The organism is Mycobacterium sp. 134 (assembly GCF_048282715.1).
Lineage (GTDB): Bacteria > Actinomycetota > Actinomycetes > Mycobacteriales > Mycobacteriaceae > Mycobacterium > Mycobacterium septicum.
Genome location: NZ_JBLVUN010000008.1, coordinates 3,544,183 through 3,568,647, shown reverse-complemented (window position 1 = coordinate 3,568,647; position 24,465 = coordinate 3,544,183). Strand labels below are relative to the sequence as shown.

Annotated in this window: 24 protein-coding genes; 18 read left to right on the top strand and 6 right to left on the bottom strand. The window is 67.9% G+C overall.

Features of this window, described 5'->3' with window-relative positions:
* Window positions 1-123 precede the first annotated feature (123 nt).
* Window positions 124-1,323 (top strand): methionine adenosyltransferase, encoded by a 1,200-nt coding sequence (gene metK / locus ACNQVK_RS21735; RefSeq protein ID WP_409551994.1) that lies wholly within the window; start codon window positions 124-126, stop codon window positions 1,321-1,323.
* A 56-nt stretch (window positions 1,324-1,379) separates the two neighbouring features.
* Here metK and ppk2 read toward each other — a convergent pair whose 3' ends face one another.
* Window positions 1,380-2,246, bottom strand: coding sequence for a polyphosphate kinase 2 (gene ppk2, locus ACNQVK_RS21730; protein ID WP_418031148.1), 867 nt, complete (start codon window positions 2,244-2,246; stop codon window positions 1,380-1,382).
* A 115-nt stretch (window positions 2,247-2,361) separates the two neighbouring features.
* On the opposite strand from ppk2, the gene ACNQVK_RS21725 reads away from it, so the two are divergent.
* Window positions 2,362-2,811, top strand: coding sequence for a hypothetical protein (locus tag ACNQVK_RS21725; RefSeq protein WP_418031147.1), 450 nt, complete (start codon window positions 2,362-2,364; stop codon window positions 2,809-2,811).
* 12 nt (window positions 2,812-2,823) lie between these two features.
* Here ACNQVK_RS21725 and ACNQVK_RS21720 read toward each other — a convergent pair whose 3' ends face one another.
* Both ACNQVK_RS21720 and ACNQVK_RS21715 read right to left on the bottom strand, forming a co-directional pair.
* On the bottom strand, window positions 2,824-4,296 hold the full coding sequence (locus tag ACNQVK_RS21720; protein ID WP_418031146.1) for a flavin-containing monooxygenase: 1,473 nt from the start codon (window positions 4,294-4,296) through the stop codon (window positions 2,824-2,826).
* A complete protein-coding gene (locus ACNQVK_RS21715; protein WP_418031145.1) occupies window positions 4,296-5,675 on the bottom strand; it encodes a cytochrome P450 in 1,380 nt (459 codons plus the stop codon). Before ACNQVK_RS21715 ends, ACNQVK_RS21720 begins: the two co-directional genes overlap by 1 nt.
* An 88-nt stretch (window positions 5,676-5,763) precedes the next feature.
* Here ACNQVK_RS21715 and ACNQVK_RS21710 point away from each other — a divergent pair, with 88 nt between their 5' ends.
* From ACNQVK_RS21710 to ACNQVK_RS21700, 3 genes are all read left to right on the top strand, one after another.
* Window positions 5,764-6,816, top strand: coding sequence for an AraC family transcriptional regulator ligand-binding domain-containing protein (locus ACNQVK_RS21710; protein ID WP_418031144.1), 1,053 nt, complete (start codon window positions 5,764-5,766; stop codon window positions 6,814-6,816).
* A 74-nt stretch (window positions 6,817-6,890) separates the two neighbouring features.
* On the top strand, window positions 6,891-8,027 hold the full coding sequence (locus ACNQVK_RS21705) for a catalase family peroxidase (RefSeq protein WP_418031143.1): 1,137 nt from the start codon (window positions 6,891-6,893) through the stop codon (window positions 8,025-8,027).
* Window positions 8,027-8,593, top strand: coding sequence for a cytochrome b (locus tag ACNQVK_RS21700; protein WP_418031142.1), 567 nt, complete (start codon window positions 8,027-8,029; stop codon window positions 8,591-8,593). Before ACNQVK_RS21705 ends, ACNQVK_RS21700 begins: the two co-directional genes overlap by 1 nt.
* 13 nt (window positions 8,594-8,606) lie before the next feature.
* Here the strand turns inward: ACNQVK_RS21700 and ACNQVK_RS21695 are convergent, their stop codons facing one another.
* The gene (locus tag ACNQVK_RS21695) at window positions 8,607-9,551 is read right to left on the bottom strand and encodes an alpha/beta hydrolase (protein ID WP_418031141.1); all 945 of its coding nucleotides are present in this window, start codon (window positions 9,549-9,551) and stop codon (window positions 8,607-8,609) included.
* Here ACNQVK_RS21695 and ACNQVK_RS21690 point away from each other — a divergent pair.
* From ACNQVK_RS21690 to ACNQVK_RS21650, 9 genes are all read left to right on the top strand, one after another.
* Window positions 9,514-10,272, top strand: coding sequence for a lysoplasmalogenase (locus ACNQVK_RS21690; protein WP_418031140.1), 759 nt, complete (start codon window positions 9,514-9,516; stop codon window positions 10,270-10,272). The genes ACNQVK_RS21695 and ACNQVK_RS21690 overlap by 38 nt on opposite strands.
* The gene (locus ACNQVK_RS21685) at window positions 10,269-12,269 is read left to right on the top strand and encodes a primosomal protein N' (RefSeq protein ID WP_418031139.1); all 2,001 of its coding nucleotides are present in this window, start codon (window positions 10,269-10,271) and stop codon (window positions 12,267-12,269) included. Before ACNQVK_RS21690 ends, ACNQVK_RS21685 begins: the two co-directional genes overlap by 4 nt.
* A 48-nt stretch (window positions 12,270-12,317) precedes the next feature.
* On the top strand, window positions 12,318-14,147 hold the full coding sequence (locus ACNQVK_RS21680; protein ID WP_418031138.1) for a DUF2207 domain-containing protein: 1,830 nt from the start codon (window positions 12,318-12,320) through the stop codon (window positions 14,145-14,147).
* A complete protein-coding gene (locus tag ACNQVK_RS21675; protein ID WP_409551969.1) occupies window positions 14,141-14,677 on the top strand; it encodes a LemA family protein in 537 nt (178 codons plus the stop codon). The genes ACNQVK_RS21680 and ACNQVK_RS21675 overlap by 7 nt, the downstream gene beginning before the upstream one ends.
* A gap of 33 nt (window positions 14,678-14,710) precedes the next feature.
* The gene (gene fmt, locus ACNQVK_RS21670) at window positions 14,711-15,640 is read left to right on the top strand and encodes a methionyl-tRNA formyltransferase (protein WP_418031137.1); all 930 of its coding nucleotides are present in this window, start codon (window positions 14,711-14,713) and stop codon (window positions 15,638-15,640) included.
* Window positions 15,637-17,037, top strand: coding sequence for an RsmB/NOP family class I SAM-dependent RNA methyltransferase (locus ACNQVK_RS21665; protein WP_418031136.1), 1,401 nt, complete (start codon window positions 15,637-15,639; stop codon window positions 17,035-17,037). Before fmt ends, ACNQVK_RS21665 begins: the two co-directional genes overlap by 4 nt.
* A 5-nt stretch (window positions 17,038-17,042) precedes the next feature.
* The gene (gene rpe, locus ACNQVK_RS21660) at window positions 17,043-17,720 is read left to right on the top strand and encodes a ribulose-phosphate 3-epimerase (protein ID WP_418031135.1); all 678 of its coding nucleotides are present in this window, start codon (window positions 17,043-17,045) and stop codon (window positions 17,718-17,720) included.
* Complete coding sequence (ribD, locus tag ACNQVK_RS21655) at window positions 17,717-18,718, top strand: bifunctional diaminohydroxyphosphoribosylaminopyrimidine deaminase/5-amino-6-(5-phosphoribosylamino)uracil reductase RibD (protein WP_418031134.1); 1,002 nt, start codon at window positions 17,717-17,719, stop codon at window positions 18,716-18,718. The genes rpe and ribD overlap by 4 nt, the downstream gene beginning before the upstream one ends.
* A 154-nt stretch (window positions 18,719-18,872) precedes the next feature.
* Window positions 18,873-19,028: a hypothetical protein gene (locus tag ACNQVK_RS21650; protein ID WP_418031133.1), complete on the top strand. Its 156-nt coding sequence runs from the start codon at window positions 18,873-18,875 to the stop codon at window positions 19,026-19,028.
* Window positions 19,029-19,033: 5 nt separating this feature from the next.
* On the opposite strand, the gene ACNQVK_RS21645 is transcribed toward ACNQVK_RS21650, so the two are convergent.
* Window positions 19,034-20,707: an MFS transporter gene (locus ACNQVK_RS21645; protein ID WP_418031132.1), complete on the bottom strand. Its 1,674-nt coding sequence runs from the start codon at window positions 20,705-20,707 to the stop codon at window positions 19,034-19,036.
* Complete coding sequence (locus tag ACNQVK_RS21640) at window positions 20,707-21,426, bottom strand: LppX_LprAFG lipoprotein (protein WP_090425546.1); 720 nt, start codon at window positions 21,424-21,426, stop codon at window positions 20,707-20,709. The genes ACNQVK_RS21645 and ACNQVK_RS21640 overlap by 1 nt, the downstream gene beginning before the upstream one ends.
* Window positions 21,427-21,499: 73 nt before the next feature.
* Here ACNQVK_RS21640 and ACNQVK_RS21635 point away from each other — a divergent pair, with 73 nt between their 5' ends.
* The 4 genes from ACNQVK_RS21635 (at window position 21,500) to ACNQVK_RS21620 (ending at window position 24,461) form a co-directional block, all read left to right on the top strand.
* Window positions 21,500-22,099: a riboflavin synthase gene (locus ACNQVK_RS21635; RefSeq protein WP_044518217.1), complete on the top strand. Its 600-nt coding sequence runs from the start codon at window positions 21,500-21,502 to the stop codon at window positions 22,097-22,099.
* Between the two features lie 97 nt (window positions 22,100-22,196).
* A complete protein-coding gene (locus ACNQVK_RS21630) occupies window positions 22,197-23,525 on the top strand; it encodes a bifunctional 3,4-dihydroxy-2-butanone-4-phosphate synthase/GTP cyclohydrolase II (protein ID WP_090426248.1) in 1,329 nt (442 codons plus the stop codon).
* On the top strand, window positions 23,522-24,001 hold the full coding sequence (ribH, locus tag ACNQVK_RS21625) for a 6,7-dimethyl-8-ribityllumazine synthase (RefSeq protein WP_276125550.1): 480 nt from the start codon (window positions 23,522-23,524) through the stop codon (window positions 23,999-24,001). The genes ACNQVK_RS21630 and ribH overlap by 4 nt, the downstream gene beginning before the upstream one ends.
* A gap of 7 nt (window positions 24,002-24,008) precedes the next feature.
* Complete coding sequence (locus ACNQVK_RS21620; RefSeq protein WP_418031131.1) at window positions 24,009-24,461, top strand: PH domain-containing protein; 453 nt, start codon at window positions 24,009-24,011, stop codon at window positions 24,459-24,461.
* The last annotated feature ends 4 nt before the right edge of the window (window positions 24,462-24,465 follow it).

The window sequence follows — 24,465 nt, the reverse complement described above, 5'->3', positions numbered from 1 at the left end:
CGGATAAGGGTTGCGCATTCGCGCCCCACGCGCTTGGGTGCAACAGAGCATGGATATTATTCGCCTAACTAAGTAGTTTTGAGACTGAGAACTTTTTCAGATCGCCAAGGAAGGAAGCAGACCGTGAGCCAAGGTCGCCTGTTTACCAGTGAGTCGGTAACCGAAGGACACCCCGACAAGATCTGTGATGCGATCAGCGACTCGGTGCTCGACGCGCTGCTGGAGCAGGATCCCAAGTCGCGGGTTGCGGTGGAGACGCTCGTCACCACCGGTCAGGTGCACGTCGCAGGTGAGGTCACCACGTCCGCCTACGCCGACATTCCGAAGATCGTCCGTGACCGCATCCTGGAGATCGGCTACGACTCGTCGACCAAGGGTTTCGACGGCGCGTCCTGTGGTGTGAACATCGCCATCGGCGCACAGTCGCCCGACATCGCCCAGGGCGTGGACACCGCCCACGAGGCGCGTGTCGAAGGAGCCGGCGATCCGCTGGACTCCCAGGGCGCCGGCGACCAGGGCCTGATGTTCGGTTACGCCATCGGTGACACCCCCGAGCTGATGCCGCTGCCCATCGCACTGGCCCACCGGCTGTCGCGCCGGCTGACCGAGGTCCGCAAGAACGGCGTGCTCGATTACCTGCGCCCGGACGGCAAGACCCAGGTCACCATCCAGTACGACGGCAAGACGCCGGTCCGGTTGGACACCGTGGTGCTGTCCACCCAGCATGCCGACGGCATCGACCTCGACGGCACCCTGACCCCGGACATCCGGGAGAAGGTCGTCAACACCGTGCTGGCCGACCTCAACCACGAGACGCTGGACACCTCCGATTTCCGCCTCCTGGTCAACCCGACCGGCAAGTTCGTGCTCGGCGGGCCGATGGGTGACGCCGGTCTGACCGGCCGCAAGATCATCGTCGACACCTACGGCGGCTGGGCCCGCCACGGCGGCGGCGCCTTCTCGGGCAAGGATCCGTCAAAGGTGGACCGTTCGGCCGCGTACGCGATGCGCTGGGTGGCCAAGAACGTGGTCGCCGCCGGGCTGGCGGAACGAGTCGAGGTGCAGGTGGCCTACGCGATCGGCAAGGCCGCCCCGGTCGGCCTGTTCGTCGAGACCTTCGGCACCGAGACCGTCGACCCGGCCCGCATCGAGAAGGCCATCAGCAGCGTGTTCGATCTGCGCCCCGGCGCGATCATCCGCGACCTGGACCTGCTGCGGCCGATCTACGCCCAGACGGCGGCCTACGGCCACTTCGGGCGTACCGATATCGAGCTGCCCTGGGAGCAGCTGAACAAGGTCGACGACCTGAAGGCCTCGGTCTAGCTTTTCCTGCCAACAGCCCCCGATCGCTGATCGGGGGCTGTTGTGTATACCGGGGTCTACTCGCGGTCGCCGGTCAGTGTCGCAACATGATCGTCGACGTATCGGGCCAGATCGCGCGACGGGCGTCGGTAATCAGCTCCTGGCACCGGCCGTTCCGGCAACGTCACCTGGGGCCGCTCTACGTCATGGTGGTCGATCGTGGACAGCAGATGCGCCATCATGTTGAGCCGCGCGTGCTTCTTGACATCGGATTCGACGATGTACCAAGGGCTTTGCGGAGTATCGGTATGAACCATCATCTGGTCCTTCGCCCGCGAGTAGTCCTCCCAGCGGTACACCGACTCCAGATCCATCGGCGAGAGCTTCCACTGCCGGACCGGGTCGCTCAGCCTCGACCTGAACCGACGTAGTTGTTCGTCCTCGGAGACCGAGAACCAGTACTTCCGCAACAGGATCCCGTCCTCGACCAGCATCTGCTCGAAGATCGGCGTCTGTCGCAGGAAGAGCTGGTGCTCTTGTGGCGTGCAGAATCCCATCACCTGTTCGACACCGGCGCGGTTGTACCAAGACCGGTCGAACAACACGATCTCGCCCTTGGCGGGCAGGTGCGCGATGTATCGCTGGAAGTACCACTCGCCCCGCTCGCGTTCGGTGGGCGCAGGCAGCGCGGCCACCCGGGCGACACGCGGGCTGAGATATTCGGTGATCCGTTTGATGGTGCCGCCCTTGCCCGCGGCGTCGCGACCCTCGAATACCACTACGACACGAGCGCCGGTGTGTTTGACCCACTCCTGCAGTTTCACGAATTCGGTTTGCAGCCGGAACAACTCGGCCTCATACACCTTGCTCGACAGTTTCGGCCGGCTGCCACGCGGGGATTTTTTCTTCCTGGCCGCCGTCTCGTCGTTGAATCCTGCACCCATGTTCAGATCCTAGGACCACACAGCATCAACACAGATGCAGCCAAGTGCTTTCCCATCGATGTTGATCAGGATGTTCCGGTTGCTCTTTTGACCCAACCGGAAGGAACCCTCTGCGATGACGATCGACTCTCCGCCGGCAGCGGCACGGCGCCGACGGGCCGCGCTCGCTCTCGGGACGGCTGCGCTGGCGGCCTCGTTCGCGGTGGCGTGCGGCTCGCACGGCTCCGGCCCGGAGAAGACCACCACGACCACCACCACGACGCCGACAACGACCGCGACCACCGCCGCGAACGACAACAGCGGATCCTCGGGCGGCGGCAGCGCCGGCGGCGGCGGTGGCGGCGGCCACCACCACGAGGGCGGCCAGCAGCAGGCGCCGGTGACCGATACCGTCACGCAGACCGACACCGCTACCGCCACTGCGACGCAAACCGAGACCCAGACGCAGACGTCCACGCAGACCGTGCAGCAGCGGCCGGGCGGGCAGAACCAGTACGGCGGGCAGAACCAGTACGGCGGGCAGAACCCGTACGGCGGGCAGAACCAGCAGCCCGGTCATCACTGACGCCGGGGGCGGCTACGAGGTGAACGCGTAGTCGTCGAGGTCGAAGCTGCGGCTGCGCCAGTACGCCTCGAACGTGGTGGCGGGCCGCAGCGGCACGTCCCCGTTGCGGTCGAAGTAGTAGCTGTTGGCCAGGCTGCAGCTGTCCTGCCAGAAGATCTGGCGGTGACGCTTGCGCATCATCTCGGCGAAGTACCGGTCGTTGGCCTCCTGGCGGACCTCGACGCGGCGGGCCGTCCGGCGGTCGGCCTGCTCGATGCACCGCACCAGATGACGGGTCTGGGCCTCGATCATCGCGAAGTAGGACGACCCGACGTAGCCGTACGGGCCCATCACGGAGAAGAAGTTCGCGAAACCGGGAACGCTGACGCCTTCGTAGGCCTGCATCCGGTGCTGCTTCCAGAACTCGCTCAGCGACTGCCCGCCCGACCCCACGATGTCGAACGTCAGCGCGTCGACGTCCATCACCTTGAAGCCGGTGGCCAGGATCAGCACGTCGACGTCATGGCTCTCACCGTCGCTGGTCGCGACACCGGAGCCGGTGATCTTGTCGATCGGTTCGGTGACCAACCGGACGTTGTCCCGGTTGAATGTGGCCAGATAGCTGTTGTGGAAGCCGGGTCGCTTACATCCCACCGCGTACCGAGGTGTGAGCTTGTCGCGCACCTCCGGATCACGCACCTGTTGGCGTAGGTACGCCCGGCCGGCTCCACCGGCCCGCTTGGCGAACGGGTTGATCGTGAAGTACTGCGCGGCGAGCGGGAACGTGAACTCCACGTACGCCTGGCTGATCAGGCGGTGCAGCGTCCGGCCGCCGGGCAGCCGCAGCGCCCAGCGTGCGACCGGCGGGATCGGCACGTCGAACTTCGGGAAGCACCAGATCGGGGTGCGCTGAAACACCGTGAGCTGTTTGACCTTCGGGGCGATTTCGGGGATCACCTGGACCGCTGACGCGCCGGTACCGATGATCGCCACCCGCTTACCCGTCAAATCCAGGGTGTGATCCCAGCGGGCGGTGTGCACGGTGGTTCCGGCGAAGGAGTCCACGCCGTCGATCTCGGGCAGCTTCGGGACGGTCAGCACCCCGCTGGCATTGACCAGGAACCGGGCCGTCAGTGTCTCGCCCGAGCCGAGATCCAGCCGCCACAGGTTCTCCCCGTCATCGAAGACCGCGCGGGCGACGGTGGTGTTGAACCGGATCCGGGGCCGCAGGCCGTACTTGTCGACGCAGTTGTCGGCGTAGGCGCGCAACTCATTGCCGGGGGCGTAGGTGCGTGACCACACCCGCGACTGCTCGAACGAGAACTGGTAGGAGAACGACGGGATATCCACGGCCACACCGGGGTAGGTGTTCCAGAACCAGGTTCCACCGGCTCCGTGTCCGGCCTCCACGATCAGATAGTCGTGCAGCCCCGCCTTGTCCAACGCGATGGCGGCGCCGATGCCGGAGAATCCGGCGCCGACGATGAGGGTGTGAAAGTCGGGCATCAGGCCACCTCCCGGCTGCGTCCGGTCATATGAACGCCGTGTTTGGGTCGCAACGTCAACGTAGCCTCCAACTCCACCGAGTGATCAGGATTGAGGTCGAATACGAACCGCCGGCTCATGATCGCGGCGATCAGCGCCATCTCCATCAGCGCGAAACTCTGTCCGGTACAGATGCGGCGCCCGCCCCCGAAGGGGAGATAGGCCGAGCGGGGGCGGTTCTTGGGCGCATCGCCGAGAAAACGGCGGGGGTCGAAGGTTTCCGGATCGGGCCACCATCGGCTGTCGTGGTGGATCTGGTGAATCGGGATGACCACCGTGGTGCCCGGACGGATGCGATGGCCGTCGATGGCGTCGGGTTCGACGGCCTCGCGCGCGACGATCCACACCGCGGAGTAGTACCGCTGCGACTCCTGAAGGCACGCGGTCGTCCACGGCAGCCGGGTCAGGTCGGCGGCTGTGGGACGACGCGCCCCGATCACGTCATCGACCTCGGCCAGCATCCGGTCCCGGGCTTCGGGATGGCGCGCCATCAGGAACCAGAACCACGCCATCGCGTTGGCGGTCGTCTCGTGCCCCGCGAGCATGAACGTCAGCGCCTCGTCCCTGACGCGCCGGCGGGGCCAGGTTCCGTCGTCGGCGCCGAACAACACGTTGAGCAGGTCGGCCGATTCCGTGGGATGGGCGAGACGCTCGTCGAGCACGGTGTTCACCGCGGTGTCGAGAGCAAGGGCGATCCGCTGGCCTTCGCGAAGCGGTGGGGGCAGCGGGATCCCGGAGAACGTGCTGGTGGCGATGGCGTCGTAGACCGGGCGGGGGAGCAGGCCCAGGAGCCCGAGTCTGGCCAGCAGTTCGGTGCGTCGGAGTCCACGGGTCGTGAGGTCTCGCATGCTGTGAACGATCGGGCCGAAATCCTGGCTGAACAGCGCGTTGGAGACCACCCGTAGGGTCGTTTCCACCATTGCCGCGTGCATGTCGAACTGCACGCCGTCGCCCTGTTCGGTGAGCTCGTCCGTGGCCCGTTCGATCGGGTCGATCATCAGGTCGACGATCGTATTGAGGTGACGGCGCGCGAACGTCGGATTCAGTGCCGTGCGGTGACCGGCCCAGGAGTCGCCCTCGTCGGTCAGCAGGTTGATCCCCGCCGCCGCCCGAATCGGTTCGTACTCGTTGGATTTGACGTACCGAAGGCGCGCCTGGTGCAGCACATGGTCGACGTAATCAGGATGCGTGATCGATACGAAACGCCGTCCTGCACAGCGGAACCGGGTGATGTCCCGGCCTTGGGTCCGGGCCAGGAAGCCTCCGTCTGTGCTGAATCCGACCGTGATGGCCTCGCGGGTCATGGTCCACGTGCTCAGTCGTGCCGCCGGCGCCGCCATGAATCCAGCGTATGAGTGACAAGACCGACGAGGAATGGGACTATCGGACACAGAGTTGGGATTTTGGGACAGCGGCTGGAGGCGGACCATGGCCAGGTCGGGTTCGATCTCGCGATCAACATGGTCGGCCGACGTGTGCCATCCGATCCATGCCACCCGGGTGCTGTGCGAGGTGGCCGTGGAGCGCGGCGTCAGTGCGGCGCAGGTGCTGGCCGGAACCGGTGTGACGCCAGCGGATCTCGATGACCCCGATGGTGTGATCAGTGCCCACGACGAGATCCTGGCGGTCCGCCACCTGCAGGCCCGCCTTCCCGATGAACCCGGACTGGGCATCGATGTCGGTGGCCGGTCGGCCCTGACGCACATGGGACTGTTCGGGTTCGCCGTCATGTCCTGTGCCACCCTGCGCGAACTGTTCAGTATCGGGATGCGGTATTTCGCCCTGACGACCCTGCAGATCGATCTGCAACTGTTCGAGGGTGCCGAGGACTGTGTACTCGAACTCAACGCCGGCCATCTGCCCCGCGACGTCCAGCGCTTCTTCGTCGAACGGGATATCGCCGGAATGATCGCCACTACAACAAGTTTCGCGTATCCGGTGGTGGCGCAGTACTCCGACCGGATATCTGCGGAGGTGTCGATCGACGAAGAAGTGCTGCAGCCGCTGCTGACGTTGATGCCGCTGCCGAACGTGGCGTTCGGCCGTGCGCACTCCCGATTGCACTTTCCCCGCGCCATGCTCGACGAGCCGCTGCCGCAAGCTGATCCGTACACGCTCGATCTGTGCATCGCCCAGTGCGATGCGCTGATGCAGCGCTACGAGCAACGTCGCGGTATCACGGCTGTGGTGCGCAGCAAGCTTTTTCGCGATACCGGCCGGTTTCCGGCCCTGCCCGACGTGGCAGCCGAGCTCGACATGCATCCGCGCACATTGCGGCGCCGGCTCGCCGACGAGGGCACGTCATTCCGCGCGTTGGTGAACGAGGCACGCTCGGCGCTCGCGCGCGATTTGCTGTGCAATGTCGGGCTGACCGTCGACGAGGTATCGCGGCGCCTCGGCTACACCGAGACCTCGACGTTCTGCCACGCGTTCAAACGCTGGCACGGGGTGCCGCCGAGCACGTTCTCACAGACACGCTGAGGGAATGAACCGCGGCGCCCGGCAGTTCGTTTCACACTAGGCCGAGGGCGGCGCGGGAAAGGGGAACGACCACGATGGAATCCGATGACGACTCCTCGTTGGCAGACGATGCGGGGGAGAACGAATCGCAGGCTCGATCCCCGGGTGTTCGACCGGTGCTCAGTCGCAGGGGCGCGCTGCTCGGTCTGGCCGCGGTCGGCGGTGTCGCGGCGGTCGGTGTCGGCGGTCTCGCCGAGGCGGCGGGCTGGCTGCGGCCCGGTGCGCTGACTCCGGCGGATTTCGCCGACCGCTTCGAACAGGTCTCCGGCCGTCACGAGGGATTCCGCCGCAACCACGCCAAGGGACTGGCCGCGACGGGAACGTTCACCAGCACGGGCGCGGGCGCTCAGGTGAGCAGGGCGGCGGTGTTCAAACCCGGGACTGTGCCAGTCATCGGACGGTTCTCGCTGTCCGGTGGGCTGCCCGATCAACCCGACAAACCCGACACGGTCAGGGGACTGGGTCTGATGTTCCGGTTGCCCGACGGCGAGCAGTGGCGCGTCGCGATGGTGAATCTTCCGGTGTTCCCCGACAGCACCCCGCGGGGTTTCTATGACCGGATGCTGGCCTCGCGTCCCGTTCCAGAGACCGGCAAGCCGGATCCGCAGGCGATGACGGCGTTCCTGGCCGACCACCCGGAAACCGCCGCGGCGATGAAGATCATCAAGCAGTCTTCGCCGAGTGCAGGGTTCGCAGACAGTACGTACCGCGGCCTCAACGCGTTCCGAGCTACCAACGCCCAGGGCGAGACGACGGCGATCCGGTGGGCGGCCGTGCCGATGACAGGGGAGCTGCCCGCCGGGCAGCCCCTCGGCAACGACAGGGACGTCCTCTTCGACGCGCTCATCGACACTGTTGCCCGTGGCCCGGTCAGCTGGAAGCTCATCCTCACCCTGGCCGACCCCACCGATCCCACCCACGACGCCACCCTGCCGTGGCCGCAGAACCGCGCCACCATCGATGCGGGCACCATCACCATCGATGCCGTACAGACCGAGGCACCCGGCAACGCCCGCGATGTCAACTTCGACCCACTCGTGCTGCCCGACGGGCTCGCCGCCTCTGACGATCCACTGCCGAGCGCCCGATCCGCGGTCTATGCCCGGTCCTTCAACCGAAGGGCCCGAGAACCCAAGTCGCCCAGCGCAGTCGTCGTCCCCGGGGGTGCGTGATGACCACCGCGACGAAGCCGCCGATCACGAAGTTCAACCTGGCGGCCAGGCTGCTGCACTGGTCGATGGCGGTCATGGTGATCGCGCAATTCTTCATCGGTGTCACGATGATCGCGGCGCTCAGTTACTACCCGTTGCTGCTCGCCATTCACCGGCCGTTGGGTATCGCGATCCTGGTGTTCGCGATCGTGCGGCTCGTGAACCGGCTCACCCGCCGACTGCCGCCATTTCTGAAGACCATGGGGCCCGTGGAACGACGGGTCGCCAGCTACTCCGAATACCTGCTGTACGCGCTTCTTTTGGTGCAGCCCCTGATCGGATGGGCCATGCTGTCGGCCGCGCAATCGCCGATCGTGTTGTTCGGGGCGCTTCACCTTCCGGCGATCGCCCCGCACAACATCACCCTCTACGCGGCACTGCGCACGGCACACACCGTGGCCGCCTACCTGTTGTTCGCGACGTTCACCGCACACATCTGTGCGGTGCTGTTCCACGGGCTGGTGCTACGTGACGGGATCATCCGTCGAATGTCGTTGTGGCCCGGCAGAAACCATCTTGACGAGTAGGGGACAGAGACCGTCAGCCGTGCAGCGCATCCCGCAGCGCGGCGATGGCCTTCTCGAACGATTCGGTGGAGGCGGGCACCACGCCGACGTAGCCGAGGTAGCCGTGCACCAGGGTCTCGGCATTGTCGAGCTGCACCGGAACGCCTGCGGCAGCCAGCAATTCGGCGTAGCGGATGCCGTCGTCGCGCAACGGGTCATGGCCGGCCACCGCGACGTAGGCCGGCGCGAGTCCGGACAGGTCGGCCGCACGGGCCGGCACCAGCGTGGCCGGTGGGTCCGAAAGATCGACGTGACCGGCGTACCAACGGGAGAACCCTGTGACGGCGTCGAGCCCGAGGATCGGTGCCTTGGCGTTCTCGGTGAACGACGGCAGGCTGGTGTCCCATGTGGTCGCGGGGTACCAGAGCAGCTGCAAACGCAACGGGACCCCGGCGTCACGCGCCAGCAGCGCCACCACCGCGCTGAGGTTGCCGCCCGCAGAATCGCCGGCGACGGCCATCCGGTCGGCGTCGACGCCCAGCTCTGCGGCGTTGGCGGCCACCCACTGCGTCACGGCCCAGACGTCTTCGACCGCGGCGGGGTACGGGTGCTCGGGAGCCAGCCGGTAGTCCACCGACACCACCACCGCGTTGGCGCCCACGGCATGCTGGCGGGCCGTGCCGTCGTAGCTGTCCAGGTCACCCAGTGCCCAGCCGCCACCGTGGATGAACACGATGACCGGCAGCGACGCACCGTCGGCGGTCGGCGGCCGGTACACGCGGACCGGGACCGGGCCGGCCGGCGCGGGGATCTCGCGGTCCTCGGTCTTCACATCGGGGTGGACCGGCATCCGCGGAATCTCGCTGAATTGGCGCCGGGCTTCCTCGACGCCAATGTCAGTAGATAGTTGGAACGGCACTGCCTCCAGTACCTTCTGCAGGATGGCATCGACAGCCGGTTTTTCGTCAGCAACGGACATCCCGCAACCGTACGCAACCCGCGTCACGGTGTGGTTGTGGGTGGCGGCCGTGGTCGTCGCCGCGGGCTATGGCGTATTCCTGATCGTCACTGCGACGCAGTTGCCGAGAGGTGCCGATCTGACCGGTCAATTCACCCTCCAACCTGCGGTGAAGGCGCTGGCGGCGGTCCTGCTGGCCGCGGCGGCGTGGTCACATCCGATTGTGCGGGAACGTCGCTGGCTCGTCGGTGCGCTGCTGTTCTCCGCGCTCGGCGACTTCCTGCTCGCCATCCCGTGGTGGGAGCCGTCCTTCGTGCTCGGTCTGGGCGCATTCCTGGTCGCGCACCTGTGCTTTCTCGGCGTCCTGGTGCCGCTGGCGCGGCGTTCGACCCCGCGACTGATCGCCGTCGCACTCACCGTCCTGGCCTGCCTGGCACTGCTGACCTGGTTCTGGCCCCGTCTCGTCGAACAGGGGATGGCCGTCCCGGTCGTCGCCTACATCGCCGTGCTCGGCGCCATGGTGTCCGCCGCGTTGCTGGCCCGGCTGCCCACCCTGTGGACCGCGCTCGGCGGGGTGTGTTTCGCGGTGTCGGACGCGATGATCGGTATCAGCCAGTTCGTGCGCGGCGACCAGTTGCTCGCTGTCCCGATCTGGTGGGGCTACGCGGCGTCACTGGTACTGATCACCGCCGGCCTCTTCTTCCGGCGCGCGACACAAGCTCCTGCTAAACCTGCACAGTGACCATCACCCGCCGCGCCGCCGAGCATGAGCCCATCGCGCGGGTGCTTCCCCTACTCACCGTTCCGCACCTGGACCGGGAGTTCGACTATCTGGTGTCGGAGGAGCAATCCGACGACGCCCAGCCCGGCGTGCGGGTCCGGGTGCGTTTCAACGGCAGGCTGGTCGACGCCTATCTGCTGGAGCGGCGGTCCGACACCGACCACACCGGCAAGCTGGGCTGGCTCGATCGGGTGGTCTCGCCCGAGCCGGTACTCACCGCGGAGATCCGGCGGCTCGTCGACGCTGTCGCGGCGCGCTACGCCGGAACACGCGCGGACGTGCTGCGCCTGGCGGTGCCACCGCGCCACGCCAGGGCCGAGAAGCAGACTTCCGCCGAGCCGGAGCCGGTCGCGGCCGTTCCGGTCGACACCAGCGCGTGGGGGCGTTACGGCCGTGGCGAACAGTTCCTGACCGCAATCGGTGAAGGCCGCGCGGCGCGGGCCGTGTGGCAGGCGCTGCCCGGCGAGAACTGGGCACACCGGCTGGCCGAGGCGGCCGCCGTCGCGGTCAACGCGGGTCTGGGCGTGGTGGCCGTGGTGCCGGATCAGCGCGACGTGGATGCGCTGCATGCCGCGGCGACCGAACAGGTGCCCGCGTCGCGGGTGGTGGCGTTGTCGGCCGGGCTCGGCCCGTCGGCCCGGTACCGCCGCTGGCTGGCTGCGCTGCGCGGACAGGCCCAGGTGGTGATCGGCACCCGCAGTGCGGTGTTCGCCCCGGTGACCAACCTCGGGTTGGTGCTGGTGTGGGACGACGGCGACGACAACCTCGCCGAGCCGCGCGCGCCGTACCCCCATGCCCGCGAGGTCGCCATGCTGCGAGCGCATCAGCTGCGCTGTGCCGCGATCATCGGCGGCTACGCGCGGACCGCCGAGGCGCAAGCCCTGGTGCGGACCCGCTGGGCGCACGACGTGGTGGCGGCCCGGCCGGTGGTTCGCGCCGCCGCACCACGGGTGGTCGCGCTGGAAGACAGCGGGTACGCGCAGGAACGTGACCCCGCCGCCCACACCGCCCGGCTGCCGTCCATGGCGCTGCAGGCGGCCCGTTCGGCGCTGCAGGCCGAACATCCGGTGCTCATCCAGGTTCCGCGCCGCGGCTACGTGCCTGCGCTGGCCTGTGCGCGGTGTCGCGCCGTGACCCGCTGCAGGCACTGCACCGGCCCGTTGGCCTTGCCGGACCGCGGGAGCGCAGCCGCCGAATGCCGGTGGTGCGGCCGGGCCGAACCCGCATTACGTTGTGCGCGTTGCGGTTCGGATGCGGTGCGGGCGGTCGTGGTGGGGGCGCGCCGCACCGCGGAGGAGTTGGGCCGGGCGTTCCCGGGCACCTCGGTGATCACCTCGGGCGGCGACGCGGTACTCGGTGCGGTGGGAGCCGGACCGGCCCTGGTGGTCAGCACTCCGGGTGCGGAGCCGATCGCCGAAGGCGGCTACGGCGCGGCCCTGCTGCTCGACGCGTGGGCGCTGTTGGGCCGGCAGGATCTGCGTGCCGCCGAGGACACGCTGCGTCGATGGATGGCCGCCGCGGCCCTGGTCCGGCCGCGCACCGACGGCGGGGTGGTGGCCGTGGTGGCGGAGTCGGCGATCGCCACCGTGCAGGCGCTGATCCGGTGGGATCCGGTGGGGCATGCCGACGCCGAGCTCGACGGCCGCGGTGAGGTGGGACTGCCACCTGCGGTGCACATGGCCGCCATCGACGGGACGACCGCGGCAGTGTCGGCGTTGTTGCTGACCGCGCAGTTGCCCGACGCCGCGGAAACTCTCGGGCCGGTGGAACTCCCGGTCGGAGCGCGCCGGCCACCGGGCCTGGACGCCGACGCCGAGGTGAGCCGGATGCTGGTCCGGGTGCCCAGGGGTGGGGGCCTGGAGTTGGCGGCCGCGCTTCGCAAGGCCACCGCGGTGCTCAGCGCGCGCAAGGATCAGCAACCATGTCGTATCCAAATCGACCCGTTGCACATAGGGTAGGGCGAACACCTCACCCGGTATCGGTGAGTGCCGAACCAGGAGGCTGCCATGCGCCGGGTGTTCTCGTGGCTGTTTACGTTGGGACTCATCGCCTTTGGTCTGCTATGGCCACTGGTGTTCACCGGTGGGTCAGCGTCGGGTCCCGCCGTGGGGCCCGCCGATCCGGTGGTGATCACCGACTACCGGGCCGATTTCACCGTCGACGCCGATGGACGGATGACCGCGGTCGAGACGATCACCGGCGATTTTCCCAGCGGCCGGCACGGCATCTTCCGCTACTGGGATGTGGCGAATCAGAACAATGCCCGCGTCCGGCAGGTACCTGAGATCACGTCGATCACCCTCGACGGGGCTCCGGTGCCCTACCAACTGCTGTGGGAGAGCGGCAAACGGTTCCGGGTGGCCAAGATCGGCGACCCCGCCACCACCCTGGACTGGGGCAGCCACGTCTTCGAGCTCCGCTACATCATCGACGGCGTGCTCGATCCGGGCACCGTCGGTGTCAACCGTCAGTTCGCCGCGAACACCGGTAGCCCCGATGCGCGATCGGCCTTCTACTGGAACGTCGTCGCACCGGCCTGGAACAACACCATCGAGCGTGCCGACATCTCCGTCACCCTGCCCGCCGAGATCACCGGAGCCGGTTGCAGTGTCGGGTTCGGTGTCGGCAGCGCCTGCACGGACCTGCGCACCGATGGCAACACCGTGCGCCTGGTGGCGACCGGCCTGGAGCCCCACACCCCGGTGACGTTGCGCGCCGGGGTCGACGTGGCCACACCGCCGCAGACCACCCTGCCGTGGCCGTTCACCTGGGACCGGATCCTCGGCCGGTCGATGACCGCACTGGCCTGGATCGCCCTGCTCACCGCCGGGATGGGACTGCTCGCCTACTTCTGGTCGCGGAGCACCGTCGAGCCGTCGCCGGGATTTCCGGTGCAGTACGCCCCGCCGGAAGGGCTCGGGCCGGTGCAGACCGAGTTCATCCGCACCGAGACCGTCCCCGCGAACGGTCTCAGTGCGACGCTGTTCCACCTCGCCGAGCGCGGTCTGGTGGAACTGCGGCAGGTCAGTGACAAACATTGGAAGGTCAAGGGTCTCGCGAAGCCGGCGGAGTGGACCGGCGTCGATCCGGTCGGCATCGACGTGGGTGCCGCGCTGAAGGTGATGTCGGTGGGTGCCGAGTTCTCCGCCAAGAACACCGCGACATCGGGCAAGAAGCTGAGCAAGGCCAAAGCCGACATGGCTGTGGCCGTACGCAAATGGGCCTTCGACGGCGGCTTCATGGTCAAGCGCCGCAAGGAGCTGTGGATCCGCGTCGCCAACGTCGCGGCGTTCTTCGCCGCACTTGCGGGCTTCTGGCTCTGGTTCGGAATCCCGATGACGGTGTGGGGGCTGCCCTTCGCGGCGTTCTTCCTGTGCTCATTGCGTGGCTGGTCGGGCGGGGTAGGGACCCGCCGTACTCCCGCAGGCCGGGAATTGTGGTCGCGGGCAGAAGGGTTTCACCGCCTGCTGTCCACCGACTCCGCCGAGACCAGGTTCGACTTCGCCGCCCGCAAGGACCTCTACCTGGCTTACATCCCGTTCGCGGTGGCCGGCGGTGCCGCCGCGCTGTGGGCCAAGAAATACCAGGACACCATGGGCGCCGCTGCGCCCCAACCGGATTGGTACAACTCGTCGTCGTCCTCGTCGGACAGCGGCCACGGGTTCGCCGGCGGATCCGGCGGTGCGGACTTCGACAGTTTCGAATCGGCACTATCGTCGTCGATCGGGGCGTACACCGCCTCCCAGTCGTCGTCCTCCTCTTCGTCGGGCGGCGGATCGTCGTCGTCCGGCGGAGGTGGCGGCGGCGGCGGAGGAGGGGGAGGCGGATCGTGGTGAGCCTGCTGCTGGTCGTGGTGCTGGTACTCGCGGTGGCGGTCTTGGTGGGCTTCGTCATCGGCTACAACAAGCTGAGGGCGGCCGAGGTGCACGTCGCCGAGGCGTTGAGCGGCATCGACGTCGAGCTGACCCGCCGGGCGGCGCTGATCCCGGCGTTGGTGCAGACCGTGGCGACGTTCGCCACACACGAGACGGCGGTCCTCGGCCGGGTCAGCAGTGCCCAGGCGGCGCTGACCTCGGCGACCGGCGGAGCCTCAGTGGTACAGCGCAGCGCTGCCGAACGTGATCTCGACTCCGCGCTGACCGGGGTGCTGGCGCTGGGATCGTCCTACCCGCAACTCAATTCGTCGAACAACTTCCTGAACTTGCAGGAAAACCTGGCCGACACCGAGAACAAGCTGGCGTTCGCCCGGCAGTACTACAACGATGCTGTGGCCACTCTCAACCGGCTCGTCGGCACCATTCCCTGGGTGTATCTCGCCCCGCTGGCCGGAGTGTCCGAGCGGGAGTACTACCAATCGCCGCATTAGGGAAGCAGCGGACCGGATACCTAGACTGATTCGGTGCGCCTCGTCTTTGCCGGAACCCCAGAGCCCGCCCTCCCGTCGTTGCAGCGGCTGATCGACTCGCCCCGTCACGACGTGGTCGCGGTCCTGACCCGGCCCGACGCCGCCGCCGGACGACGCGGCAAGCCCGAACCGTCGCCGGTCGCGAAGCTGGCACTCGAGCACGCGATACCGGTCCTACGGCCGGCCAAGCCCAATTCCGACGAGTTCATCGCCGAGCTGTCCGAGCTGGCACCGGATTGCTGTGCCGTGGTCGCCTACGGCGCCCTGCTGAGTGAACGGCTGCTCGCGGTGCCCAAGCACGGCTGGATCAACCTGCACTTCTCGTTGCTGCCTGCCTGGCGCGGAGCGGCGCCGGTGCAGGCCTCCCTGGCCGCCGGTGACGAGGTGACCGGGGCCACGACCTTCCTGATCGAACCGGCACTCGACTCCGGTCCGGTCTACGGGGTGGTCACCGAGCGGGTGCGTGACACCGACACGGCGGGCGAACTGCTTGGGCGGCTTGCTGATTCGGGTGCGGCGCTGCTGGAGTCCACGCTGGACGGCGTCGCCGAGGGAGCGCTGACCGCAGTGCCCCAGCCGGCCGACGGGGTGAGCCTGGCGCCCAAGATCACCGTGGAGTCGGCCCGGGTGCGTTGGGACCTGCCGGCCCACGTCATCGACCGGCAGATCCGTGCGGTCACCCCGAATCCCGGGGCCTGGACGATGATCGGGGACCTGCGGGTCAAGGTCGGTCCGGTCACGGTGGAACAGTCGGAAGATTCGTTGGCGCCCGGCGAAATCCGTGTCGAACGCAATGCGGTGTTGGTCGGTACCGGCTCACGACCGGTACGGCTGGGGCAGATCCAGCCGCCCGGCAAAAAACTCATGAACGCTGCCGACTGGGCCCGCGGCGCGCGGTTGGAGGAATCGGTGCGCGCATCATGAGCAATACGCCGAACCGGCCCAACCGTGCGACGCAAGGCAAGCGCCCGACCAGGCGCACACCGCTGGATCCCGCCCGCCGCGCGGCGTTCGACGTGCTGCGCGCCGTATCGGAGCGGGACTCCTATGCCAACCTGGCCTTGCCCGCACTGCTGCGCGAACGGGGGATCGAGGGACGCGACGCGGCCTTCGCCACCGAGCTGACCTACGGCGCCTGCCGGACGAAGGGGCTGCTCGACGCGGTCATCGCCGCGGCGGCCGGGCGCCCGACAGACCGGATCGATCCGGTGCTGCTCGACCTGTTGCGGTTGGGCGCCTACCAGCTGCTGCGCACGCGGGTCGAACCACACGCCGCGGTGTCCACCACCGTCGAGCAGGCCGGGATCGAATTCGACTCGGCCCGAGCCGGTTTCGTCAACGGCGTGTTGCGGACGATCTCCCGGAGCACCGAGCAGGAATGGATGGAACAGCTGGCACCGCCGGCGGCCACCGATCCGGTCGGGCACGCCGCGTTCCTGCATGCCCACCCGCGGTGGATCGCCCAGGCCTTCACCGATGCGCTGGGGGCTCGGGCCGGTGAACTCGACGCCCTGCTCACCAGTGACGACGAACGTCCGGTGGTCCACCTGGCGGCGCGGCCCACCGCACTGACCGCGGCCGAGCTGGCCGCACAGTCCGACGGCACAGTGGGCCGCTACTCGCCCTACGCGGTGTATCTGCCCGGTGGCGACCCCGGACAGTTGGCGGCCGTGCGCGACGGTGCGGCCCAGGTGCAGGACGAGGGCAGCCAGCTGGTCGCCCGCGCCCTGACCCTGGCCGAACTCGACGGCCCGGACAACGGTCGCTGGCTGGACCTGTGTGCGGGCCCGGGTGGTAAGACCGCACTGCTGGCCGCCATCGGTGCGGCCTCGGGGGCCCGGGTCACCGCGGTCGAGCCCACGCCGCGGCGTGCCGATCTGGTGGAGGAGAACACGCGCGGTCTCTACGTCGACGTGCGTCGTGTGGACGGCCGGGAATCCGGCCTGGAGCCCGGCTTCGACCGGGTCCTGGTCGATGCACCCTGCACCGGGTTGGGAGCGCTGCGCCGGCGCCCGGAGGCCCGTTGGCGTCGGCAGCCCGGTGACGTCCCCGGGCTGGCGAAACTGCAGCGTGAACTGCTTGCCGCGGCCATTTCGCTGACCCGCCCCGGCGGCGTGGTCCTCTACGCGACCTGCTCGCCGCACCTGGCCGAGACGGTCGGGGTGGTGGCCGACGCGGTGCGCCGGCATCCGGTGACCCAGCTGGACGCCCGCGAGTTGTTTGCCCCGGCCGACGACCTCGGGGACGGACCGCACGTCCAGCTGTGGCCGCACCGGCACGGGACCGATGCGATGTTCGCCGCGGCGCTGAAAGTAGGGTGATCGCCATGGCAGAACCCCTGATCGCCCCGTCCATCCTGTCCGCTGACTTTGCGCGGCTGTCCGATGAGGTCGCCGCGGTGGCCGGGGCCGACTGGCTGCACGTCGATGTGATGGACAACCATTTCGTGCCCAACCTGACGCTGGGTCTGCCCGTGGTCGAGTCCCTGCTCAAGGCGACCGACATCCCGATGGACTGCCATCTGATGATCGACCAACCCGAACGCTGGGCACCGCCGTACGCCGAGGCGGGCGCCTACAACGTCACGTTCCACGCCGAGGCCACCGACAACCCGATCGGGGTGGCGCGCGATATCCGCGCCGCCGGCGCCAAGGCGGGCCTGTCGGTGAAGCCCGGCACCCCGTTGGAGCCGTATCTGGAGATCCTCACGGAGTTCGACACCCTCCTGGTGATGTCGGTGGAGCCCGGCTTCGGTGGGCAGAAGTTCATCCCGGAGGTGCTCTCCAAGGTGAGCACCGTGCGCCGGCTGGTGGATTCGGGTGAGCTGACCATCGTCGTCGAGATCGACGGTGGCATCAATGCCGACACCATCGAGCAGGCGGCCGAGGCCGGCGTGGACTGCTTCGTCGCCGGCTCGGCGGTGTACAGCGCGGCCGATCCGGCCGCCGCGGTGAAGTCCCTGCGTCGGCAGGCGGCGAGCGCCTCGAGACATCTGACGCTATGACGCCCGAGGCCGCAATGCGGCTGGCCATCGAGCAAGCCGAACAGGTCAAGGGCTCGACCTACCCGAACCCGCCGGTCGGCGCGGTGATCCTGGACAGCGACGGGCAGATCGCCGGTGTCGGCGGGACGCAACCCGTCGGAGGCCCGCACGCCGAGGTGATGGCATTGCGGGCGGCCGGGGACCGTGCCAAGGGTGGCACCGCCGTGGTCACCCTGGAACCGTGCAATCACCACGGTCGCACCCCGCCGTGCGTGGATGCGCTTCTGGCAGCAGGGATTTCGTCGGTCACCTTCGCGGTGTCCGATCCCAACCCGGCGGCGGAAGGCGGGGCGCACCGGCTCGCCGAGGCCGGCGTCACGGTCAGCGCCGGGGTGCTGGCGGACGAGGTCGAAAAGGGACCGCTGCGCGAGTGGCTGCACAAGCAGCGCACCGGATTGCCGCATGTCACATGGAAATTCGCGACGAGTGTGGACGGCCGCAGCGCCGCCGCCGACGGTTCCAGCCAGTGGATCACGAGTGAGGCCGCCCGCGCGGACGTCCATCGCAAGCGGGCCGCGGCCGACGCGATCGTGGTCGGTACCGGGACCGTGTTCGTCGACGATCCGACGTTGACGGCGCGTCGGGCCGACGGTTCGCTGACCGGTCATCAGCCCCTGCGGGTCGTGGTGGGTATGCGCGAGGTGTCGCCGGACGCCAAGGTGCTCAACGACGATTCGCACACGATGCTGATCCGTACGCATGATCCGCACGAGGTGATGCGGTCGCTCGGCGACCGGACCGACGTGCTTCTGGAGGGCGGACCGACCCTGGCCGGAGCGTTCCTGCGGGCAGGAGTGGTCAACCGGATCCTGGCCTATGTGGCGCCGATATTGCTGGGCGGCCCGATAACTGCGGTCGATGACATCGGGGTGCCGAGCATCACCCACGCGCAGCGGTGGGGGTTCGACGGCATCACTGCCATCGGGCCGGATGTTCGCCTGAGTCTGGTACCCAACTGATAGTGGGCTCGCAGTCGGTAGCCAGCTTTAGTTAGGGTGACCTAAGTTACGCTCGTGAAATGCCGGGCATCGTCGGTCATGATCGGTACACTCGTACCAAAGCGCGTTCGCTGCCGAATGTGCGCCGGGTGAACACGAGCAAAGGACGCGAGCAATGACTGCACTGCAGGACTGGCTCCCCATGACGCCATGGACTCCCCGCACGATCCGCGCACTGGTGCGCGCTCCGCTACGCCTCGTGCTGCCCGGCCGGCCCGAGGAGGCCGACCGGGCGCCACGTTTGCTGAGCCCCGGAGTCGAACGCTGCTGAGCCGATCAGCTCGATCGATGGCGTCCCGGCGGTTGGTCGGTGCCCTGGACTGGCTGGTCGGCTGACTGGACCGGCAGCACCTCCGTCGGCAGGTACAGCTGCCCCGTCGACGTGTCATCGCTCCCACCGGTGCGCAGCTCCTCGGGAGGACCCGCAGGTTCGTCGACGTGGACGTGCCGCGCGGCGATCAGCAGGCCGAGCACCGCACCCACCACACAGACGATCGCGGTGATCCCGAAGATGTCGCCGTACATCGACACGTAGGCCTCGCGATAGCGCACCGCTTGCGATGCCAGCCGCTCCTGCAGCGACATCTGGCCGGTGTTCGCGGCGGCCGACAAGGATGACAGGTGCTGGTTGAACCGGTACAGACCCCAGGCCGACAGGCCCGCCATGCCGATCAGCATGCCGATCATCCGGGCGACCACCACGAAGGCCGAGGCGATGCCGTGCTGTGCGGCAGGCACCACCCGCAGGGTGGCCGAGGTGAGCGGAGCGATCACCAGTCCGAGTCCCAGGCCGACGATCGCCAGATCGGAGTCCAGGACCGGCACCTTGAACAGAACCAGGTCGTGGACGGCGTCGAGCACATCGATCGACCACTGGGTGATCAGCCAGAATCCGCCGGCCGCGATCATCAGGCCGACGAACGTGATGATGCGATCCCCGACCCGGGTGGCGATCCAGCCACCGATCAGCGCACCGATCGGCAGCGCACCCAGGAACCACAGCAGCAGGAAGGCGGTCTCGTACTTGTCCTTGCCGAGCACGCCCTGACCGAACAGTTCGACGTTGACCAGCGTGACCATCAGTGCGGCGCCGGTGCACAACGAGGCGGCGAGCGCGGCCAGGAACGGCCGGAACTTCACACCCGCGGGTTCGATCAGCCGGGTACGCGCCATCCGTTCCCACACGAAGAACGCCACGGCTGCCACCAGTGCACCGATCAGAACCGGTAGGCCCCAGTTGGGCAGAACCTGCTTGCCGTCGGGTTCCGGGTTGTAGAGGCCGACGACGGCCAGGCCCAACGCGATCGCCAGCAAGATGCCGCCGACGACATCGACCTTCTCGGGGTGGTCGCTCGGCTCCTTGCCCGGCAGGCTGAAATGGATCATCACCATGGCGATGAGCGCCAGCGGCACATTGATCCAGAACACCGATTGCCAGTGATGGAACACCGCCACGGCGCCGATGCCGTACAGCGGGCCAAGCACGCTGCCGAACTCCTGGGCGGCTCCGACGCCGCCGAGCACCGCGGCCCGGTTACGCGCGGCCCACAGATCGGCGGCCAGTGCGAGCGTCACGGGCAGTAGTGCACCGCTCGCGGTGCCCTGCACCACGCGGCCGATGACCAGCATGGTCAGGTCGCTCGACAGCGCGGTGATCACCGAGCCGATGGCGAAGCCGGCCAGGCCGACCTGGATCAGCATCTTGCGCCCGAACCGGTCCGAGGCCCGCCCCAGCAGCGGCATCGCCGCGATGTAGCCCAGCAGGTAACCCGTGATGATCGGCGTGACCTGCTGGATCTTGTTGATCGCGATACCGACGTCGGACATGATGTCGGTCATGATCGTGACCACGACATAGGTGTCGAGGGCACCGAGCAGCACGGCAAGACTGCCCGCGCTGATCGCGATGTGGCGGTTGCGGCCGGACCTCACCGACTCCGCGGTCGACATCAGGAAGCGGGCTTGGTGACGGTGACCTGCTTGCCCCAGTCAGACAGGGTCATGGTGACGCTGTTTCCGGGCGTGGGTTCGAGCTTGGCCTGCAGCAGGGTGTGATTCCCGTCCTCGGTGATCCAGGCGGTTCCCGGGACCGGGCCTTCGGCCTTGAGCTGCGGGGCGATCTTGTTGACCGCGTCGGCGCTGACGGTGCCGGTCACCCGGACCGCTTCCGTGCCGCCGATGGACTCGCGGCCGTCGGCCTTGGGGTCACTGAAGTTCGCCAGCACGTTGGCCAGGCCGTTGTCGGGGTTCAGGATCGCCGAGATGTCGTAGATGTTCGTGGCGGGCCCGTAGTTGGACAGCGGATCGCCCGGGGTGAGCGCCGCGTACAGATCGCCGCCGGCCACCACGAACTTCGCGTCGGCCAGCTTCTGGCCCGCGAACAGCAGGTCGGCGGTGCCCTCGGCAGCCACCTCGGGGGTGTTGGTCAGGTCGCCGTCGAGCTTCTCCACGGGAAGACCCTTGATGGTGCCCTGCACGGTGAGCAGCAGATGCACGCTCTGCTGCGCCTTGGTGCTGGCCGAGGACTCCTGCAGTAGCTGGGCCGCGTCGGGCAGCGGGGCGTTCGACTTCTCCGAGGACGAAGACGACGAGCAGCCGGCCACGAGGGCGGCCGCTGCGAAGAGAATTGCGAGTAAGGACTGGACTGCGAACCGTGGGCGCGTCTGCATTACTGCATCGTAGAGGCTCGCGGCAGTCGGGCGTTTTCTCCAACTCGTACTCGGGCCGAATAGTCTGGTCGGCGTGTTCACCGGAATCGTTGAAGAGCTGGGTGTCCTGGTCGACAAGGCGGAGCTGACGGATGCCGCCCGATTCACCATCCGCGGCCCCGTGGTCACCGCCGACGCCGGCCACGGCGACTCGATCGCCGTGAACGGGGTCTGTCTGACCGTGGTGGACGTGCTGCCCGACGGAGCGTTCACCGCCGACGTCATGGGGGAGACGCTGAACCGGTCGAGCCTGGGTGGGGTCGGGGTGGGCAGCCAGGTCAACCTGGAGCGGGCCGCCGCGGTCAACAGTCGCCTCGGCGGCCACATCGTGCAGGGCCACGTGGACGGCACCGGCACTGTGATCTCCCGCACGCCTTTCGATCACTGGGAAGTGGTCCGCATCGGCCTGCCCGCCGCGCTGTCGCGCTATGTCGTGGAGAAGGGCTCGATCACCGTCGACGGGGTGTCGTTGACGGTGTCCGCAGTGGGTGACGACTGGTTCGAGGTATCGCTGATTCCCACCACGCGTGAGCTCACCACGCTGGGTCAGGCGGACGTCGGGACAACGGTCAATCTGGAGGTGGACATCATCGCCAAATACGTGGAACGGCTGATGGCCGGTCCCGGTGAGTAAGAGCTGGCAATAACCGCTGGATTTCGGTGGTTCATACTGGAGTCGGCGATTGGTCCCGCATTGGGGACCTGTCATTAGAACAGGCAAGGTGGCGCAGATGACCAGGCTCGATTCCGTCGAGAGGGCGATAGCCGATATCGCGGCGGGCAAAGCCGTGGTGGTGATCGACGACGAGGATCGCGAGAACGAGGGCGATCTCATCTTCGCTGCCGAGAAGGCCACCCCCGAACTCGTGGCGTTCATGGTGCGCTACACCTCCGGCTACCTGTGTGTGCCGCTGGACGGCGAGATCTGCGACCGGCTGGGCCTGCTGCCGATGTACGCGGTCAACCAGGACAAGCACGGCACTGCCTACACCGTCACGGTGGACGCGAAAAAGGATGTGGGAACCGGTATTTCGGCTTCCGACCGGGCGACCACCATGCGTACGCTCGCCGATCCGTCCGCCGTCGCCGACGACTTCACCAAGCCCGGCCACGTGGTTCCGCTGCGGGCCAAGGACGGTGGCGTGCTGCGCCGTCCCGGACACACCGAGGCCGCCGTGGACCTGGCCCGCCTGGCCGGGCTGCAACCCGCCGGCGCGATCTGCGAGATCGTCAGCCAGAAGGACGAAGGTGACATGGCGCGCACCGACGAGCTGCGCGTCTTCGCCGACGATCACGACCTGGCGCTGATCTCGATCGCCGACCTGATCGAGTGGCGCCGCAAGCACGAGAAGCACATCGAGCGCATCGCCGAGGCGCGGATCCCGACCCGGCACGGCGAGTTCGTGGCAGTCGGTTACAAGAGCATCTACGAGGACGTCGAGCATGTCGCGCTGGTTCGCGGCGACATCTCCGGTCCGGCCAGCGACGGTCATGACGTCCTGGTCCGGGTCCACTCCGAATGCCTGACCGGTGACGTGTTCGGGTCCCGGCGTTGTGACTGCGGCCCGCAGCTGGACGCCGCGATGGCCATGGTGGCCCGTGAGGGCCGCGGCGTGGTGCTCTACATGCGCGGGCATGAGGGCCGCGGCATCGGTCTGATGCACAAGCTGCAGGCGTATCAGTTGCAGGACGCGGGCGAGGACACCGTCGACGCGAATCTGAAACTCGGTCTGCCCGCCGACGCTCGCGATTACGGCATCGGCGCGCAGATCCTCGTCGACCTGGGTATCCGATCGATGCGGCTGCTGACCAACAACCCGGCCAAGCGGGTGGGCCTGGACGGCTACGGGCTGCACATCATCGAGCGGGTACCGCTGCCGGTGCGGGCGAACTCGGAGAACATCCGCTACCTGATGACCAAGCGGGACCGGATGGGCCACGACCTCGTCGGCCTCGAAGACTATGACGAAGCGGTGAGCATGGACGACTACGACGAGGCGGTGTACCTGCTCGGTGACCGCCGGCCGCCCAGTGCCACCGATTCGGGTTCCACCCTGTGAGCGGCCACGGAGTCCCTGATCTGCCCCAGGTGGACGCGTCGAATGTGAAGCTGGCGATCGTGGCCAGCACCTGGCACACCCAGATCTGCGATGCGCTGCTGGACGGCGCGCGCAAGGTCGCCGCCGACGCCGGCATAGCCGAGCCGACGGTGGTGCGCGTGCTCGGGGCCATCGAAATCCCCGTGGTGGCACAGGCATTGGCGGCCACTCATGACGCAGTGGTGGCGTTGGGTGTGGTGATCCGAGGCCAGACCCCGCATTTCGACTACGTGTGTGACGCGGTGACGCAGGGCTTGACCCGGGTGTCGCTCGATGCATCCACTCCGGTCGCCAACGGTGTGCTCACCACGGACAACGAGGACCAGGCACTGGATCGTGCCGGTCTCCCGGATTCCACCGAGGACAAGGGCGCCCAGGCGGCCGCAGCGGCCCTGACCACCGCGCTGACCCTGCGGGAACTGCGCGCCAAGGCGTGACCGAGAGATGACTGCAGAAACCTGGGATATAGACATCCGGCCTTACCGGACACCGTATTTCGCCTACGGCGCGGCGTTGATCATCTTCCTGGCGCACGTTGCGGTCGGCGTGCTGCTGAAGGTCGGGTCCACCGGCGTGGTCTTCCAGACGTCCGATCAGGTGGCGATCGCCTTGCTGGGAGCCATCATCGGCTGCGTCGTGCTGTTGTTCGCGCGGCCGCGGCTGCGCGTCGGCCCGTCGGGCGTGGCCGTCCGGAATCTGATCAGTTTCAAGGTGATTCCCTGGTCCGAGGCCCTCAGCGTGTCGTTCCCGGTCGGAGCCCGCTGGGCGCGGTTGAACCTGCCCGACGACGAGTACATCCCGCTGATGGCGATCCAGGCGATCGACAAGGACCGTGCAGTCAAGGCGATGGACGAGGTCCGGGACCTGATCGACCGCTACCGCTCAAATCTCGTCTGACACC

Coding starts and splice junctions, on each gene's coding strand:
- ppk2 (WP_418031148.1), bottom strand. CDS start 2,246: ATGGGTGCAGGATTCAACGACGAGACGGCGGCCAGGAAGAAAAAATCC.
- ACNQVK_RS21725 (WP_418031147.1), top strand. CDS start 2,362: ATGACGATCGACTCTCCGCCGGCAGCGGCACGGCGCCGACGGGCCGCG.
- ACNQVK_RS21720 (WP_418031146.1), bottom strand. CDS start 4,296: ATGCCCGACTTTCACACCCTCATCGTCGGCGCCGGATTCTCCGGCATC.
- ACNQVK_RS21715 (WP_418031145.1), bottom strand. CDS start 5,675: ATGGCGGCGCCGGCGGCACGACTGAGCACGTGGACCATGACCCGCGAG.
- ACNQVK_RS21710 (WP_418031144.1), top strand. CDS start 5,764: ATGGCCAGGTCGGGTTCGATCTCGCGATCAACATGGTCGGCCGACGTG.
- ACNQVK_RS21705 (WP_418031143.1), top strand. CDS start 6,891: ATGGAATCCGATGACGACTCCTCGTTGGCAGACGATGCGGGGGAGAAC.
- ACNQVK_RS21700 (WP_418031142.1), top strand. CDS start 8,027: ATGACCACCGCGACGAAGCCGCCGATCACGAAGTTCAACCTGGCGGCC.
- ACNQVK_RS21690 (WP_418031140.1), top strand. CDS start 9,514: ATGGCATCGACAGCCGGTTTTTCGTCAGCAACGGACATCCCGCAACCG.
- ACNQVK_RS21695 (WP_418031141.1), bottom strand. CDS start 9,551: ATGTCCGTTGCTGACGAAAAACCGGCTGTCGATGCCATCCTGCAGAAG.
- ACNQVK_RS21680 (WP_418031138.1), top strand. CDS start 12,318: ATGCGCCGGGTGTTCTCGTGGCTGTTTACGTTGGGACTCATCGCCTTT.
- ACNQVK_RS21665 (WP_418031136.1), top strand. CDS start 15,637: ATGAGCAATACGCCGAACCGGCCCAACCGTGCGACGCAAGGCAAGCGC.
- rpe (WP_418031135.1), top strand. CDS start 17,043: ATGGCAGAACCCCTGATCGCCCCGTCCATCCTGTCCGCTGACTTTGCG.
- ribD (WP_418031134.1), top strand. CDS start 17,717: ATGACGCCCGAGGCCGCAATGCGGCTGGCCATCGAGCAAGCCGAACAG.
- ACNQVK_RS21650 (WP_418031133.1), top strand. CDS start 18,873: ATGACTGCACTGCAGGACTGGCTCCCCATGACGCCATGGACTCCCCGC.
- ACNQVK_RS21645 (WP_418031132.1), bottom strand. CDS start 20,707: ATGTCGACCGCGGAGTCGGTGAGGTCCGGCCGCAACCGCCACATCGCG.
- ACNQVK_RS21640 (WP_090425546.1), bottom strand. CDS start 21,426: ATGCAGACGCGCCCACGGTTCGCAGTCCAGTCCTTACTCGCAATTCTC.
- ACNQVK_RS21630 (WP_090426248.1), top strand. CDS start 22,197: ATGACCAGGCTCGATTCCGTCGAGAGGGCGATAGCCGATATCGCGGCG.
- ACNQVK_RS21620 (WP_418031131.1), top strand. CDS start 24,009: ATGACTGCAGAAACCTGGGATATAGACATCCGGCCTTACCGGACACCG.